Genomic DNA, 16117 nt, shown 5'->3' on the forward strand with positions numbered 1-16117 from the left:
AGGTTCAGATACCTAACTGTGACGGAACTCCACCACATCCCCGTCCTGCATCACGTAATCCTTGCCTTCTATCCGCGCTTTCCCGTGCGCTCTCGCCTCGGCGACGCTCCCGGTGGCGACCAGATCGCCGAAGGAGATGACTTCGGCTTTGATGAAGCCTTTCTCGAAGTCGGTGTGGATGACGCCGGCGGCCTGCGGAGCCTTCCAGCCTTTGCGGATGGTCCACGCCCGCGACTCCTTGGGACCGGCCGTGAGGTAGGTCTGGAGGCCGAGCGTGTCGAAGCCGATGCGGGCGAGCTGGTCGAGGCCGCTCTCGGACTGGCCGGTCGAAGCGAGGAGTTCGGCGGCGTCCTCGGCGTCCAGGTCGATCAGCTCGGACTCGAGCTTGGCGTCGAGGAAGACGGCCTGGGCGGGCGCCACCAGAGCGGCGAGGGAGGCGCGGCGGGCTTCGTCGGTCAGCACCGCCTCATCCACATTGAACACGTAGATGAAGGGCTTCGCGGTGAGCAGGCCCAGCTCACGCAGCGGTTCGAGGTCCAGGGAAGAGGCCGAGAGCGGCGTGCCCTCGTTGAGGCAGGCGAGGGCGGCCCGGGCCGTTTCGAGCACGGTGGGCTCCAGCTTGCGGCCCTTGACCTCCTTCTCGTAGCGGGTCTCGGCCTTCTCGAGCGTCTGGAGGTCGGCGAGGATGAGCTCGGTGTTGATGGTCTCCATGTCGTTGGCGGCGTCGACCTTGCCCGCGACATGTACGACATCCGGGTCGGAGAATCCGCGCACGACCTGGGCGATGGCGTCCGCCTCGCGGATGTTCGCGAGGAACTTGTTGCCGAGGCCCTCGCCCTCGCTCGCTCCTTTGACGATGCCGGCGATGTCGACGAACGACACCGGCGCCGGCAGGATGCGCTCGCTGCCGAAGATTTCGGCCAGCTTGCCGAGGCGCGGGTCGGGGAGGTTCACCACGCCGACGTTGGGCTCGATCGTCGCGAACGGGTAGTTCGCGGCGAGCGCGTCGTTCTTGGTCAGCGCGTTGAAGAGGGTGGACTTGCCGACATTGGGCAGCCCGGCGATACCGATAGTGAGAGCCACAGTCCACCACTCTACCGGCCGGGTCCACGCCATCTTTTCCTCGCTTGTTCAGACGGCACGCCGGGGCAAGGCCAGAAAACGAGAAAACGATGGCCGGTCAAAACTAGACCGCTGTCACGGGCTGGCGCAGGATGGTGCGCAGCTTCTCCGGCGCGGCGCGGCGCGCGTCGCTCAGGTAGACCTCGTGGTGTTTCCCCGTCATCCGCAAACCGTGCCCGGGAATGTATACATTATGGAGTTCGTCGAGCACGGGAGCCTCGGCGTCGTAGGGGCCGACGTGCAACGTCTGCACGCACAGCCCCTCGTCCAGCGGTTCCAGCCGAAGCGAGGCGATGGCAGCCGGAGCGCTCTGCCGCCACAGCGTCCCGAGCCGCCTCGACGTGGTCGCCGGTGAGCCACTCCGGGACGAGATTCAGCACCGTCCACTGCCAGCGGGACTTGTCTCTCCCGCTCGTGAAGGCGGCCATGTCCTCCGCCCACCACAGCGCCTCCAGTGGCATCACACCGTAGTCGCGGCCGAGTTCGCGCTTGCTGAAGAACTTCAGCCGGTAGGCGACGAGGTAGAGCGCCTCGAGCGATTCCCGGTAGGCGTCCGACGTGTTCGGGCCGCCGCGCCCGTCGATCATGAGATACCGCAGCGGCGGCATGGTCACCACCTCGAACCGGCCGCGCGGCGCACGGTAGCCCGGGATGCCGTTCTTAATGTCTGTCTTCTCCATCGGCCCTTCCCCCTCACAATCTACGGCGCACCGGACGCCTCGCGCGCGGACGTCGGCAGGGCGTGCAACGATGACGGCGTGACCCTGGATTTCACCGCGATCGACTTCGAGACAGCGAATTCCTCGGCAGCGTCGGCCTGTTCGGTCGGGTTGGTCAAGGTCAGGGATGGGCGGGTCGTCGACCGATCGGGGTGGCTCATCCAGCCGCCGGCCGGGCACGACGAGTTCCACGAGTGGAACGTCCGCATCCACGGCGTCCACCCCGCGGATATCGCTGGGGCGCCGGGATGGGCCGACCAGCTGGCCGATCTGGTGGAGTTCTGCGAAGACGACGCTCTCGTCGCCCACAACGCGGGCTTCGACATGGGCGTCATCCGCGCCGCGTGCGCGGCAACCCGCATCGCCTGCCCGGATTACCGCTATCTGTGCAGCCTTCAGGTGGCCCGCCGCACGTGCCTGGAGTCCTACCGGCTGCCGGCCGCCGCGCTGGCTGCGGGCTTCGAGGACTTCCACCACCACGACGCGCTCGCCGACGCCGAGGCGTGTGCCGCAATCGCGATCCACGCGGCCCGGCGGCACGGAGCCGCGACAGTGTCCGACCTGGCCGCGCTGACGGGTACGCGTCTGTACCGCATCGGTGCGCCGGCCGCGTCGTAGACACCGCGCTTCTTCATCTCCTACTCCAAATGCAAACCTTGCGGCTTTGTGGTCTTTCTCCTAATGTCGGGACATAGTTACAATGCAAAGGAACATGATGTCCTGGCACCCCTCCGGCTCGCTGGCCGTTCTCACTGCCGATGAGATCCCCAGCCTACAGCGGCGGCGGCTCCTGCGCCGCATCACCGTCCTCTCGACGTTCGGCGGACTGCTCTTCGGTTACGACACCGGCGTAATCAGCGGCGCGCTTCCGTTCATGCGGTTCGAGGGAGTGGCGCTCTCGCCGTTCGAGGAGGGCGTCGTTGTCTCTTCCCTCCTCTTCGGCGCCGCCGCAGGCTCGCTCGTGGGCGGGCGGATCGCCGACCGCAGCGGACGACGCCGCCTGCTCATCGGCCTCGCGATCGTGTTCTTCGCCGCGGCGCTCGGCTGCACGTTCGCGCCATCCATCGCGGTCATGGTCGCGGCACGGGTGCTGCTCGGGATCGCCGTCGGCGCGGCATCGGTCGCCGTCCCGCTGTTCCTCACGGAGGTCTCGCCGGCGCAGCGGCGCGGGCAGATCGTCACGCACAACGAATTGATGATCGTCTCCGGGCAGCTCGCGGCGTTCACAGTGAACGCGGCGATCGCGGCGGCGGTCCCGGAGCACGCCGAGGTGTGGCGGTGGATGCTGGTCGTCGCCTCCCTCCCCGCCGTGGTCCTCTTCTTCGGGATGCTCGTCGTGCCCGAGAGCCCGCGCTGGCTGATCCTTCAGGGACGCTTCGCCGAGGGGCGCGCCGAGCACCAGGCCGAGCGGGAGGCCGCCGAGATCCGGGATGCGATCGAGCACGCCCCCAGCGCCTCTTTCGCCGATCTCGTGCGCGCGCTCGGCACGCCGTGGATACGCCGCGTCTTCCTCGTGGGCGTCGGGATCGCGATGGTGCAGCAATTGACGGGCGTGAACTCGATCATGTACTACGGCGTCCAGATCCTGCAGCGAGCGGGCTTCGACGCGCAGGCGGCGCTCGTCGGGCAGATCGCGAACGGCGTCATCTCGGTGCTCGCCACCTTCGGCGGGATCTGGCTGCTCGGACGGGTGGGCCGCCGCCCGCTTCTGATCACCGGCCTCATCGGCACGACGAGCGCGCTGCTGCTCGTCGGCACGAGTTCCGCCGTGCTCGCGGGCACACCCGCGCTGCCGTTCGCGACCCTCACGCTCACGGTGCTGTTCCTCACGTTCCAGCAGGGCGCGGTGTCGCCGGTGACCTGGCTGATGCTCGCCGAGATCTTCCCGGCGCGCATCCGCGGCGTCGCGTTCGGCGCAGCGGCACTCGTCCTCTGGCTGACGAATTTCCTCGTCGGGTTTCTGTTCCCCCAGCTGGTGTCCGGGATGGGGATCTCGCCGACGTTCTTCGTCTTCGCGGCCGTGGGCTGCGGCGCACTCCTGTTCGTCGTGCGCGCGCTGCCGGAGACGCGCGGGCGGAGCCTGGAGACCCTGGAACGGGAGCTGGAGGCACATTACACGCGGTGAGCGCGGCGCGCGTACCCCGGCTGTCGGCGACTCCTGCAAGACTGCACGCATGGACATCCTCGCCCTCTTCGTCGGCATTCTGCTCGGTCTGATCGTCGGGGCCGTCGCCGCGGGTTCCGCGGGTTCCGCGGTCGCCCGGCTGCTGCGCGGCCGGTCCTCTGCGGAGCCCGTGGAGGCCGCGCCCGCGGTCGACCCCGCGGTGCTCGCCGCCCAGCACGCGACCGAGCTGGTGCAGGTGCGGGCCGCCGAGGCGGCGGTGCAGGCGGAGATCCGCACCGACCTCGCCGCCGCGCAGGGCCGCATCGACGCGCTCGAGCGGCAGGTGCTTGCCGCCCAGCACCAGCTGCGCGAGACGATCGAGCGGCACCGCGCCGAGGCCGCTGCGCAGGGCGAGCGGGAGCGCGCCGAGAGCAAAGTCCTCCAGGCGCTCGCACCGGTGCGGGAGTCGCTGACCGAGATGCACCGCGCCGTGGCGGAGCTGGAGGGGCAGCGCACCCGGCAGCATGGCGAGCTCACCCAGCAGTTGCGCTCCGCCGTGGAATCCGAAGAGCGGCTCCGCAGCACGGCCGAGGCGCTCGCCTCCGCGCTGCGCTCGAACAGCACACGCGGGGTGTGGGGCGAGACCCAGCTGCGCAGCGTGGTCGAGGCCGCGGGTCTGCTCGAGCGAGTCGACTTCGACGTGCAGGCGAACATCCACTCCGAGGCCGGCGCCGGCCGTCCGGATATGATCATCCGCCTGCCCGGCGGCAAGAATATGGCCCTGGACGCCAAAGTCCCGTTCACCGCCTACCTCGAGGCGAGCCAGATCCCGGCCACGGCCACCGGCGCAGAAGGCGCCCAGCGAGACGTCCTGCTCAAGCAGCATGTCAAAGCGGTCCGCGACCACATAACGGCCCTCGGCAGCAAGGCGTACTGGACGGGACTGGAATCGTCCCCCGAGCTCGTGATCGCGTTCATCCCGAGCGAATCCCTGGTCTCCTCCGCGCTCGAGGCCGATCCCTCGATCCTGGAGTTCGCCTTCGCCAAGCGCGTCGCCCTCGCCTCCCCGGTGACGCTCTGGTCGGTGCTCAAGACCGTCGCGTTCAGCTGGCAGCAGGATGTGCTCACCCAGGAGGCCAAACAGCTCTTCGACCTCAGCCGCACGCTCTACAGCCGCCTGTCCACCACCGCGGGGCACATCGAGAAGCTCGGTCGCTCCCTGGAGCGCACCGTCAAGGACTACAACGGCTTCGTGGGCTCGTTCGAGCGCCAGGTCCTCCCCGCCGCCCGCAAACTCGGCGCTCTGGACGAGTCCCGGGTGATCGGGGCCCTCGACGGCATTGAGGAGGCTCCCCGCGAGCTCACGGCATTCGAGCTCGTGAGCGAGCTCGAACCCCGGGACATGCACGGCATCGACAAACTGGCCCGCGACGAGCAGGCCCGAGCGGAGCAGTCACGCACCGCGGACTCCACCGCCGAACACAGCGCGTAGCGTCCCCGTCGAGGAGCCGCCGAACTGCCGGAAGGCGGCTGAGGCCAGAACGCGGCATCCGCGCGATGTCCGGGGAGACGCCCGCCGATGCCCCCGGCCTCTTCCCGCCCGGACCAGACCGTCGCCGGCCGCCGAAAGCGGCCGCGAGAAGCGGTCAAAGCTCGGAGGCATCCAGCCACTTCTCGGCCGGGTGGTCCGCGAGGACACGGCGAATGGTGCCGGACTTCGAGCGCAGCACGATCGACTCCGTGCGGATGATCAGGCCCTTGCGACGCACGCCTTCGACCAGCCCGCCGTCTGTCACACCGGTCGCGACGAAGAAGGTGTTGTCGCCCTTGACGAGGTCGTCCGCTCCGTAGACACGGTCCAGATCCAGGCCGGACGCGATGCCGGCGGCGCGCTCCGCATCGTCTTTCGGTGCGAGCTTGCCCTGCATGAAACCGCCGAGCGCCTTGATCGCGCAGGCGGTGGTGATGCCTTCCGGGCTGCCGCCGATGCCGACGCACAGATCGATGCGCGAGTCGTGACGCGCCGCGTTGATGCCGCCCGCGACATCACCGTCGAGCATGAGGCGCGTACCGGCTCCGGCCGCGCGGATCTCCTCGATCAGGCCCTCGTGGCGCGGCCGATCGAGGACGGCGACGCGGAGCTCGCCCACCGGTTTGCCCTTGGCCTTCGCGAGCTCCCGGATGTTGTCGCCGACGGACTGGGACAGGTCGACCACACCGCGGCCCTCCGGCCCGGCGACGATTTTGGACATGTAGAAGACGCTGGACGCGTCGAGCATCGTCCCACGGTCGGACACCGCGATCACCGACAGCGCGTTCTGGCGGCCGGCCGCGGTCAGCGAGGTGCCGTCGATCGGGTCGACCGCGATGTCGCAGGCCGGGCCACGACCGTTGCCGACATGCTCGCCGTTGAAGAGCATGGGCGCGTTGTCCTTCTCGCCCTCGCCGATGACGACGAGACCGTCGAAGTTGACCGTCCCGAGGAACTTGCGCATCGCGTCCACCGCCGAGCCGTCCGCCGCGTTTTTGTCGCCACGCCCGATCCACGGGGTCGCCCGGATGGCCGCCGCCTCGGTCGCCCGCACGAGCTCCATCGCGAGGTTCCGGTCCGGGTGGAGGAAGAGGGATGCGGTGTCGGTGCTGGTCATGATGGGTCCTCCCGGACGGAGTCGAACGACGGTGTCGGCGCCGCCCTCGGCGGCGCTGCCCAGTTTATCCAGGCGGGCGCCTCGCACAGCGGATACGCACGAACGTTCATCGCCCGCCGCCCACACCCGCCGGACGGGCGGCTCCCGGCATCCGCCCCTCGGTATGATGAGTCGCGTTCGACCCCCGATCCCAAGGAGCAGCTATGCCCATCGCCACGCCGGACCAGTACGCAGAGATGCTCGATAAGGCGAAGGCCGGCGGGTTCGCTTACCCGGCGTTCAATGTCTCGTCCTCGTCGACGATCAACGCGGTGCTGCAGGGTCTGACCGAGGCCGGCAGCGACGGCATCATCCAGGTCACGACCGGTGGTTCGGACTACTTCGCCGGGCAGTCGGTCAAGGCGCGCGCGACCGGTGCGCTGGCGTTCGCCAGGTTCGCCACCGAGGTCGCCAAGAACTATCCGATCACGGTCGCGCTGCACACCGACCACTGCCCGAAGAACGCGCTCGACGACTTCGCGCTCCCACTCATCGCCGCCTCCGAGGACGAGGTCAAGGCCGGCCGGAATCCGATCTTCCAGTCTCACATGTGGGACGGCTCGGCGGTTCCGCTGGCCGATAACCTGGAGATCGCGAAGCAGATGATCGAGCGCACCCGGGCCATCAACGCCATCCTCGAAGTCGAGATCGGTGTCGTCGGCGGCGAGGAGGACGGCGTCAGCCACGAAATCAACGAGCACCTTTACACCACGCTGGACGATGCGATCCAGACCGTGGAGGCCCTCGGCCTGGGCGAGAACGGCCGCTACATGGCTGCGCTCACCTTCGGCAACGTGCATGGCGTCTACAAGCCGGGCAACGTCAAGCTGCGCCCGGAGCTCCTCAAAGAGATCCAGGACGGCCTCGCCGCCAAGTACGGGACCAGCCCCAAGCCGCTCGACCTCGTCTTCCACGGCGGCTCGGGCTCGACCGACGAGGAGATCGCGGAGGCCGTGCGCAACGGCGTCGTGAAGATGAACATCGACACCGACACGCAGTACGCGTTCACCCGCTCGATCGCAGGCTACATGTTCGGGAACTACGACGGCGTCCTCAAGATCGACGGCGAGGTCGGCAACAAGAAGGTCTACGACCCGCGCGCCTGGGGCAAGGTCGCCGAGTCGGCGATGGCCGCTCGCGTCGTCGAGGCGACACAGCAGCTGGGCAGCGCCGGACACTCCGGCAAGTAGTCAAAGACCGACATCGCGGGAGGCGGCCGCATGGCCGAGGAGCAGCAGCCAGACGAGCGTCCGCGACCGAAGTTCGGCGAGCTGGCGCCGCCGGGCTGGTCCTGGAGCCCCCCGGAGGACGTCAACCGCCTCGACACCACACGCCGCAGTCCGGCGGCGTCGGAGAGTCTGGACGCCGCCGAGGACAGGCGTCCCGGCGTACCCGCGGGCCCGGAGGACCACCGGCCAAAGCCTCCCGAGCGGCGCTCACCGTACTCGCCCCCGGCGCAGGCCCATGCGCCGCGCGGGAACTTCTCCGCGACGATCGCGCTCCTGATCGTCGGTCTCTTCGGGATGATCTCCTCCATCGGGACGTTGCAGGCCCTCCCCTCAAGCATGGGACTCCTGCACACCACCCAGCAGCTCGGCGATTTCCACCCCGCCGACTCGGTGAGCGCTCTCATCACGACCGGCTCGATTGTGATGGCCGGTCTGTGGTTCCTCTCCGCCGGGCTCTCGGTCTGGCTGCTCCTCCGGAAGCGGCTCGCGTTCTACCTGCCGATCGTCGCGGGCGTCGTCGCCCTCATCGTCCTTTTCGTGATCGCTGGCGCCGTCATCGCCACCGACCCGGCGCTGCTCGACTATGGCCGAGTCACCCCCAGCCCGGCAGGCACGCCGACACCCTGAGGGCCGCTGCGACGCTCCGAGGCCGGCTGCCCAGACCCCCGACCGGGTGGGCGTGGGAAGAGGAGGCCCCTCCCCACGCCACCGGGGTCAGGCCACAGCCTCCGTACGCGCATCGGCGATCCCCTGCGCGAGCGGCGTCGTCGGCCGGCCGATCAGCTCGGACAGCGTGGGCGTCACCTCTGCGAACCCGCCATCCCGGATGTCGCCGTCGAGCGCGACCACAAAGCCCGCAGTCCCCTCGTCGAGACCCGCGCCGAGAAGGATCTGCCGGTGCTGTTCCGGCGTCACCGGCCGGTACGCGATCTCCCGCCCGAGCAGGTCCCTAGCGACCGCAGCCAGTTCGGTGAACGTCCAAGCAGCGTCCCCGGAGAGCTCGTAGACCGCGCCCTCGTGCCCCTCAGCGGTCAGCACCGCCGCGGCGGCTTCGGCGTAGTCTTTGCGGGATGCGCTCGCGACGCGGCCGGCACCCGCGCTGGCGACGACTTCGCCGGTCATAGACGCGATGCCGACCTGATCCGCGTATGTCTCCGTGTACAGGTTGTTGCGCAGGATGGTCACCGGCAGCCCAGACTCCGCGAGCAGCCGCTCGGTCGCGGCGTGCTCGGGCGAGAGCACGCCGTCCGTTTCGGTAGCGTGGAAAACGCTGGTGTAGACGAGACGGCCGACGCCCGCCCGCTTCGCCGCCTCGATCGCGTTCCCGTGCTGCCGCGCTCGCTGGCCGATCTCCGAGCTGGAGACGAGCAGCATCGCGTCGGCGCCGGCGAACGCAGGCTCCAGCGTCTCGGGCTTGTCGAAGTCGATCACGGCGGTTTCGATGCCCTGGGCGGCGAGCGGAGCCAGACGCTCGGCGCTGCGTCCGAGCGCGCGGATGCTGGCGGCGGGGACGCCGCGTTTCCGCAGCGCCTCCACGGTCAGGCGGCCTAGGTGGCCGGTTGCTCCGGTGACGATGATGGTCATGATCGGTTTCCTTTCGGTTGGTAACGGGGCCAACCGGCGGCCTGCCGCAAAACTTCCCATACGGAGGTACGCACTTTTTAGTAAGCAGCTGAGTGACAAACGTACCTACGTCTTTGAGACGGAAGGTGCAAGCGGTGAACGAGGTAACGCAGGTAGGTCGGCGTGCGGTTGTGTATGTGCGGATCAGTGATGACCCGGAGGGTCTGGAGCGGGGTGTGGACCGGCAGGAGGAGGACTTCCGGGCGGTGGCCGCCGCGGAGGGCCTGGAGGTGGTGGCGGTGTTCCGTGAGAACGACACGTCCGCGTTCAAGCAGCGCACCATCGTGTTGCCCTCGGGTGAGAAGGTCCGGCGGGTGATCCGCCCGAAGTTTAGGGCGATGCTCCAGTTGATGGCCAACGACGGCGGGGACGTGCTGATAGCCTACGACCTCGACCGTGCGGTGCGTGACCCGCGCGATTTGGAGGATCTGATCGAATCGAAGATGCTCCACGGGTACGGGGGGCGCTCCGCCACGGGGAGCCTGCGCCTGGACACCGATAGCGATGTGGCGATGGCCCGTGTGCTGGTGGCGATGGCGAACAAGTCGTCGGCGGACACCGCCAGGCGGGTGGCGCGGGCGTCGAAGCAGCGGGCGGTGGAGGGGTAGTGGCATGGGGGTCGTGCGCCGTTCGGGTATCGGATGGCGGACTCGACGCTTCACATCGTGCCGGAGCATGCCGCCCAGGTGTGGGAGGCCGTGAACCGGGTCCGGGCCGGCGAGAGCTTGTATCAGATTGTCACGCGGTGGAACCGTGCTGGGAACACGACCGAGCACGGGGCGTACTGGAACGAGAAGGTGTTGGGATCGCTGCTGCGCAGCCCAGCGTTGAAGGGGGTACGCACGTATCATCCGTTGCGTCCCGATGGTGCCAGGACGCCGACGGCAGAGGTGGTCACGCAAGAGAACTGGTCCCCGATTCTGGATGCGGAGACGTGGGATGAGGTTGTGGGGATTCTGGATGCCCGACGCGCCAAGATCGCGGGACAGGGATTGTCCACGAAGCGGGTGATGCCGTTCTCCGGGCTGACCCGGTGCGGGCGGTGTGGACACAAGATGCGCAAGAAGGGACCGAAGTACGTGTGCGAGCACCACTCCCGTGGTGGGTGCGCTCGCGCGATCAACGCGACCGAAGTGCAGGCTCATATCGAGGAGGTCGTCCTCGCCGCTTTCGCTGGGATCGACCTCACTGGAACCGCTCAACGGTCAGGGAGAGGCGAGAAGGTGACGAGTCTGCGGCAGCGGTTGGCAGCGGACCGGGAAGCGCTGGAACGCCTGGACGATGACCACTATGACGGGCTGATCGACAGGGCCACCTGGTCCAGGCAGCGGAACCGGATCATGGATCGGCTGGCGTTGATTCAGCGCGAGTACGAGCAGGCACTTCCGGTGCTTCCGAGCGCGAGCGTGAACATGAGCACCATCGCGGCCGAGTTGGGCGGGCGCACAGCGGCGTGGAAGCACGAGGTGACCAAGCTGGTACTGGAGTGCGTCCACATCCACGCCCAGCCCGCCGGAGTCGCATCGATCGTCCCCCGACGCAAGACCGACACCGACCAGGAGTACCAGACCCGGCTACACGCCCACCGGCAGGGACTCCTCACCCAGCGCACCGAGTTCGTCTGGGCCACCTGACCCCGGCACCCTCGGGCGGGCGCACAACGCCCGCAACCGTGCGATGACAACGGGATCGGGACTGTGCCAGGCAACCCCTGCCGGGCACGGGACGCCACCACCAAAGCCGCCACAGTGTGCCTTGGTGGTCACGCTCGTCACGCGGTGGGTCCTGGTCTGCTCGATCGCCCAGGCGCCTAGCTCGACCGCCATCTCACGAAACACAGAATTCATTTTTTGAAAGTGTTCGTTCTAGATTTCTCAGAAGACCTTGAGGGAACGGGAGACAGGAAAGAAGAATGACAGACCTGGCAACGTCGCCGCTCTCTCGGACGCTCCCCCGCTTCGACGTGGACCTGTTCCAGCGTCGGCACGGGCTGAACGATTCCAACCCTGCCAGCGGGCGCGGGGCGTCCGCGACTCTCGACCTCCTGAACCGACCCGAGTTTCGAAAAGGTCCCGCCGAGAACATTTTTCATCCTTCGGGAGAGGCACGGGAGAAAATCGAGAGATCGATGCGCTCCGAGTCGCCGATCGAGATCGTCCTCCCCTCGTTCGCGGGTCGTCCGCACAACCCGGCCGCCCACCGGCGGGTGAGCCCCGACCTGGGGGGAGCTCTATGCACTGCAACGTCTCAAGAACATCTCAGACACCGTGCATAGACCTACGCACCTGGCGTTCTCTTCACTCTCCTCCTCGACGGACGTGCCTATCGACCGTTCTACGGCTACAGCGACGACGAGGCTCTCCCCTACGGCAGCAACCTGGAGTCGCAGATCGACCTGCTCGGCGCACGAGGCCAGATCCGCACTGTCGACATGCACGATCTGATAATGGCCCGGAAACGGGACCTCGACGCCGTGGACACCCAAACCCGGCACGAGATCGCTGTCGCGTGGGAGTCTGGCCGGATCGCAGAACGGGACGATCTCATCCGAGCGCTGCGGCAAGGAACCGAGACGACAGCGATCTCCGCTGCTCTCATCGAGCTCTATAAGAGCGGGACGCACCGCGAAATCGGTCTCGATGAGTTCTTCGCCGCGGCCGATGCCGTCATGCGCCAACGCGCCGAGAGCACCGCCTTCGAATACGCCGTCCTGATGGACAAGCTCCGGAAGGTGAACCTCATCGGATCCTCCTTCCGCTATGCGATCTGCAGCACGGTCAATCCGAAACCGGGACAATACTCCCCTCGTTTGGCCGGCCCGCGGACGCTCATCTCCCCGTGGCACGGTGTCGCCGTCGAAGAACCCGACGACTGCATCGTCACACAGTACGAAGCGGCGATCTACCAAGACGTCGAGGACTACACGGCCGTCTTCATCCGGGGGACGAAGCCCCGTTCTTTTACACGAGACGCCGGTGACGTCGAAGCCGGGTCGAGCGTCGCTCGCCGCGCTGGCGGTCGCGCAGACGCTGGGGACGGCCGCCGTCGGCATCTCACTCACCGCGAGCGCGCTCACGGTGGCGAGCATGTCGGGGTCGGCAGCCTTCGCGGGCCTCGCCCAGAGCGCGACCATCGTCGGAGCGGGAGCGCTGGCCCTCCCGATCTCGCGCCTCGCCGCCCGCTGGGGCCGCTCTGTGTCGCTGACGTTCGCTTACACCGTCGCCTTCGCCGGGAGCGGCCTCGCGGCCCTCGGCGCGGCCGCAGGCGTGCTGGCCGTCTTCCTCGTGGGGATGGCCGGGGTGGGGAGCGGCACGGTCGCCGGACTCGCCCTGCGGTTCGCCGCTGCCGACCTCGCCCCAGACCCCGCGAAACGTCCGCGCTACATCGCTCTGATTCTCTGGACAGCCAGTGTCGGGAGCCTCATCGGTCCTCCGCTCACGGCAATCGCCCTGAAAGGAGGAAGCCCGTCCGGGCCGTTCCTCCTCATCGCGCTGCTGTACGGCCTGGCGATCCTGGTGGTCGCACTGACCCGGTTCCGGGCATCCGGCGATCCAGACGACACCGAGCGGCGAAAGGCCCGAACCGGCGCGGTCGGAAAGCGCTTCCCTCCGGCGGCCCGGGTCGCGATCACCGTCTCGACCTCGAACCATATGGCGATGACCGCGCTCATGGGTCTGGCTCCGGTCTTCCTCGACGGCGGGGGGTGAGCGCAGAGGGGATCGGCACGATCATGAGCGCTCATCTGGTGGGGATGTACGCGCTCAGCCCCCTGTTCGGCGTCATGGTGAGGGCGATCGGCCCGCGTGCGGCCTCTGTGATCGCTTTGACGTCGACGCTGACCGCGTGCGCCGTGATCGGGTTCGGGCTCCGGACACCCGTCGGGTTCGGCATCGGTCTCACCGTCCTGGGCCTCGGCTGGTCGCTGGGGACGATTGCCAGTTCGGCCGCACTGGCCTCGGTGCCCCTTGAGGACCGGCTGCGGACGCAGGGGTTCGCCGACACACTCCTCAACATCGGAGCCGGGGCCGCAAGCCTGCTCGGCGGAATCGTGGTCGGTCTGGCGGGTTATCCATTCTTGATCGGCGTCGTCGGCGTGTGTGGCGGCCGCTGTCGCGGTACCCGCGCTCGAGCTGATCCGTCGCCGCGCGGCCGGCGGCTCGCCGGGGACGGCAGAGCCGGGGACCAGCACACCTCCGACCGCCTGATCGCAGACGAGGCTAGCTGCGCCGCCCGCCGAGCGCTCGCTCGTCCCGTTTGCCAGCGATGTCCTTGCGCAGTTCTTTCGGCAGCGAGAACATCAGGTCTTCCTCCGCGGTCTTGACCTCCTGCACATCGGCGTAGCCGGCGCCCGCGAGGTCGGCGAGCACCTCCTGCACCAGCACCTCCGGCACCGACGCGCCACTGGTCACCCCGACGGTCGCGACACCGTCGAGCCACTCCTGGCGGATCTCGCTCGCGTAGTCCACGCGGTAGGCCGCCTTGGCGCCGTACTCCAGGGCGACCTCCACGAGGCGCACCGAGTTGGAGGAGTTGGCCGAACCGACGACGATGACGAGATCGGCGCTCTGGGCGACCTTCTTGATCGCGACCTGGCGGTTCTGAGTGGCGTAGCAGATGTCGTCGCTGGGCGGGTTCTGCAGGTTCGGGAAGCGTTCTCGCAGGCGGCGCACGGTCTCCATCGTCTCGTCCACCGAGAGAGTGGTCTGCGAAAGCCAGACGACCCTGTCCGGGTCCTTGACCTCGATCGTGTCGGCCTCGTCCGGGCTGTTCACGAGGGTGACGCGCTCGGGGGCGTGGCCCGCGGTGCCCTCGACCTCCTCGTGGCCCTCGTGGCCGATCAGGAGGATCTCGAAGTCGTCGCGCGCGAACCGGACAGCCTCGCGATGCACCTTGGTCACCAGCGGGCAGGTCGCGTCGATGGCGCGCAGCCCGCGGTCCGCAGCGGCGGCGACGACCGCGGGCGAGACACCGTGCGCCGAGAACACGATGTGCGCGCCCTCCGGAACCTCGTCCACCTCGTCCACAAAGATCGCACCCTGCCGCTCCAGCTCGGAGACGACATGGATGTTGTGGACGATCTGCTTGCGCACGTAGACCGGCGCTCCGTAGCGCTCCAGCGCCTTCTCGACGGCGATGACCGCGCGGTCCACACCGGCGCAGTAGCCGCGGGGGGCGGCCAGCAAGACCCGCTTCTGTCCCCGGACCGGGATATCCTGAAGCAGGCCGCGCACACCCGCGTCCCGCCGGAGGGGGATGCGGGGCATGGGGAGGCTGATGGTCGCGTCGCTCACCCTTCGATCGTACGCGGCAAGCGCTGAGGAAGGGATGAGAGGAACGCGAGTGACGGAGACGGCGAGTGCGCCCCGGATGGCCCCCGGACCTCCCACTCTCGACGATCCGTGGCCGGTCGCACTGCTGGCGTCGAAGATCCGCGGCTGGATCGAGCGGCTCGGCACGGCGTGGGTGGAGGGCGAGATCACCCAGTGGGGCGTCTCCGGCGGCAACGTCTACGGCAAGCTGAAGGATCTGAACGAGGACGCCACCGTCGGTTTCACGATCTGGTCGTCCGTCAAAGCGCGCATCCCCGCCGATCTGAAGCAGGGCGACCGGGTGATCGCCGCCGTCAAGCCGAACTACTGGCTCAAGGGCGGGACGCTCACCATGCAGGTCTCCGATATGCGCCACGTCGGCCTCGGCGACCTCCTCGAACGGCTCGAGCGGCTGCGCGCGCAGCTGCGCGCCGAGGGGCTCTTCCGCCCCGAGCGCAAGAAGCGCCTCCCGTTCCTCCCGCACACGATCGGGCTCGTCACCGGGAAAGACTCGGACGCCGAGAAGGATGTGCTTCGCAACGCCCAGCTGCGCTGGCCGCAGGTGCGCTTCCGCACCGTGTACGCCGCCGTGCAGGGCGACCGGACGGTACCGGAGGTGACAGCGGCCCTCCGGGAGCTGGACGCCGACCCCGAGGTCGAGGTCATCATCGTCGCCCGCGGCGGCGGCGACTTCCAGAACCTCCTCGGCTTCAGCGACGAGTCCCTGCTCCGCGCAGCGGCCGGCCTCAGCACGCCGCTCGTCAGCGCCATCGGCCATGAGGCCGACCGGCCGCTGCTGGACGAAGTGGCCGATCTGCGCGCGTCAACTCCCACCGACGCCGCCAAGCGGGTGGTCCCGGACGTCGCCGAAGAGCTTGTCCGGGTCCACCAGGCCCGCGCCCGGATCGGGACGCGGCTCACGCACATCATCCGGCACGAGATCGACCGCATCGGGCACCTCAGGACCCGGCCCGCCCTCGCCTCCGGGTCCTGGATCGTGGATTCCCGCGCCCAGGATCTGACGCGCTTCGTGGCCCGCGGGGCCGAACTCGTGGAGCGCTGCGTGGACCGCGAGGCCGCCCGGGTGGCCGAGCTGCGCGGACAACTACGCGCGCTGAGCCCGCAGGCGACGCTGGAGCGCGGGTACGCGATCGTGCAGAATGCGGCGGGCCGTGTCGTCGCGGCGCCAGGGGAGGCGCCGGCGGGAACGGAACTGCGGATCACCGTCTCCGGCGGGTCCCTGGCCGCGACCGCCGGGAAGGCGCTCCCCTCGCCGGCGCAGGGCGCGACGAACGGCTCGCTGGCCGCCCCGCGGGGGAAATAG

The 16117-nt window shown here is 68.7% G+C and carries 15 protein-coding genes and 1 pseudogene; 10 read left to right on the top strand and 6 right to left on the bottom strand.

What is annotated here, in order from left to right:
- Window positions 1–12 precede the first annotated feature (12 nt).
- The gene (ychF, locus tag LXX_RS08210; protein WP_011186426.1) at window positions 13–1083 is read right to left on the bottom strand and encodes a redox-regulated ATPase YchF; all 1071 of its coding nucleotides are present in this window, start codon (window positions 1081–1083) and stop codon (window positions 13–15) included.
- Between the two features lie 103 nt (window positions 1084–1186).
- Window positions 1187–1802, bottom strand: a pseudogene (locus LXX_RS08215) (GyrI-like domain-containing protein).
- Between the two features lie 78 nt (window positions 1803–1880).
- On the opposite strand from LXX_RS08215, the gene LXX_RS08220 reads away from it, so the two are divergent.
- The 3 genes from LXX_RS08220 to rmuC all read left to right on the top strand — a co-directional run bounded on the left by LXX_RS08220 (window position 1881) and on the right by rmuC (window position 5437).
- Window positions 1881–2459, top strand: a complete 579-nt coding sequence (locus LXX_RS08220) for an exonuclease domain-containing protein (protein ID WP_011186427.1) — start codon at window positions 1881–1883, stop codon at window positions 2457–2459.
- 94 nt (window positions 2460–2553) lie between these two features.
- Window positions 2554–3966: a sugar porter family MFS transporter gene (locus LXX_RS08225; protein WP_011186428.1), complete on the top strand. Its 1413-nt coding sequence runs from the start codon at window positions 2554–2556 to the stop codon at window positions 3964–3966.
- 49 nt (window positions 3967–4015) lie between these two features.
- A complete protein-coding gene (gene rmuC, locus LXX_RS08230; RefSeq protein WP_011186429.1) occupies window positions 4016–5437 on the top strand; it encodes a DNA recombination protein RmuC in 1422 nt (473 codons plus the stop codon).
- A 154-nt stretch (window positions 5438–5591) separates the two neighbouring features.
- Here the strand turns inward: rmuC and glpX are convergent, their stop codons facing one another.
- Window positions 5592–6593 carry a class II fructose-bisphosphatase gene (glpX, locus tag LXX_RS08235; protein WP_011186430.1) on the bottom strand — a complete coding sequence of 334 codons (1002 nt, stop codon included), beginning with the start codon at window positions 6591–6593 and terminating at the stop codon, window positions 5592–5594.
- 203 nt (window positions 6594–6796) lie between these two features.
- Here glpX and fbaA point away from each other — a divergent pair, with 203 nt between their 5' ends.
- The gene (gene fbaA / locus LXX_RS08240; RefSeq protein ID WP_011186431.1) at window positions 6797–7822 is read left to right on the top strand and encodes a class II fructose-bisphosphate aldolase; all 1026 of its coding nucleotides are present in this window, start codon (window positions 6797–6799) and stop codon (window positions 7820–7822) included.
- A gap of 30 nt (window positions 7823–7852) precedes the next feature.
- Window positions 7853–8488: a DUF6264 family protein gene (locus LXX_RS08245; protein WP_011186432.1), complete on the top strand. Its 636-nt coding sequence runs from the start codon at window positions 7853–7855 to the stop codon at window positions 8486–8488.
- A gap of 87 nt (window positions 8489–8575) precedes the next feature.
- On the opposite strand, the gene LXX_RS08250 is transcribed toward LXX_RS08245, so the two are convergent.
- Complete coding sequence (locus LXX_RS08250) at window positions 8576–9445, bottom strand: SDR family oxidoreductase (RefSeq protein WP_041767631.1); 870 nt, start codon at window positions 9443–9445, stop codon at window positions 8576–8578.
- A 134-nt stretch (window positions 9446–9579) separates the two neighbouring features.
- On the opposite strand from LXX_RS08250, the gene LXX_RS15675 reads away from it, so the two are divergent.
- Entirely contained in the window at window positions 9580–10092 is a 513-nt protein-coding gene (locus tag LXX_RS15675) for a recombinase family protein (RefSeq protein WP_223227621.1), read from the top strand.
- A gap of 57 nt (window positions 10093–10149) precedes the next feature.
- Entirely contained in the window at window positions 10150–11118 is a 969-nt protein-coding gene (locus tag LXX_RS15680; RefSeq protein WP_223227622.1) for a recombinase family protein, read from the top strand.
- 596 nt (window positions 11119–11714) lie between these two features.
- Here the strand turns inward: LXX_RS15680 and LXX_RS14875 are convergent.
- Entirely contained in the window at window positions 11715–12392 is a 678-nt protein-coding gene (locus LXX_RS14875; protein ID WP_218060887.1) for a hypothetical protein, read from the bottom strand.
- Between the two features lie 67 nt (window positions 12393–12459).
- Here LXX_RS14875 and LXX_RS08265 point away from each other — a divergent pair, with 67 nt between their 5' ends.
- Together LXX_RS08265 and LXX_RS16805 are read left to right on the top strand one after the other, a co-directional pair.
- Complete coding sequence (locus LXX_RS08265; RefSeq protein WP_041767633.1) at window positions 12460–13191, top strand: MFS transporter; 732 nt, start codon at window positions 12460–12462, stop codon at window positions 13189–13191.
- Window positions 13192–13235: 44 nt separating this feature from the next.
- Window positions 13236–13805, top strand: a complete 570-nt coding sequence (locus tag LXX_RS16805) for a hypothetical protein (RefSeq protein ID WP_370558475.1) — start codon at window positions 13236–13238, stop codon at window positions 13803–13805.
- Here LXX_RS16805 and LXX_RS08270 read toward each other — a convergent pair.
- Window positions 13702–14748, bottom strand: coding sequence for a 4-hydroxy-3-methylbut-2-enyl diphosphate reductase (locus LXX_RS08270; protein ID WP_041768388.1), 1047 nt, complete (start codon window positions 14746–14748; stop codon window positions 13702–13704). The two genes, LXX_RS16805 and LXX_RS08270, sit on opposite strands and share 104 nt — an antisense overlap.
- 76 nt (window positions 14749–14824) lie before the next feature.
- On the opposite strand from LXX_RS08270, the gene xseA reads away from it, so the two are divergent.
- Window positions 14825–16117: an exodeoxyribonuclease VII large subunit gene (gene xseA, locus LXX_RS08275; RefSeq protein WP_081423132.1), complete on the top strand. Its 1293-nt coding sequence runs from the start codon at window positions 14825–14827 to the stop codon at window positions 16115–16117.

Source organism: Leifsonia xyli subsp. xyli str. CTCB07, from assembly GCF_000007665.1.
GTDB lineage: Bacteria > Actinomycetota > Actinomycetes > Actinomycetales > Microbacteriaceae > Leifsonia > Leifsonia xyli_C.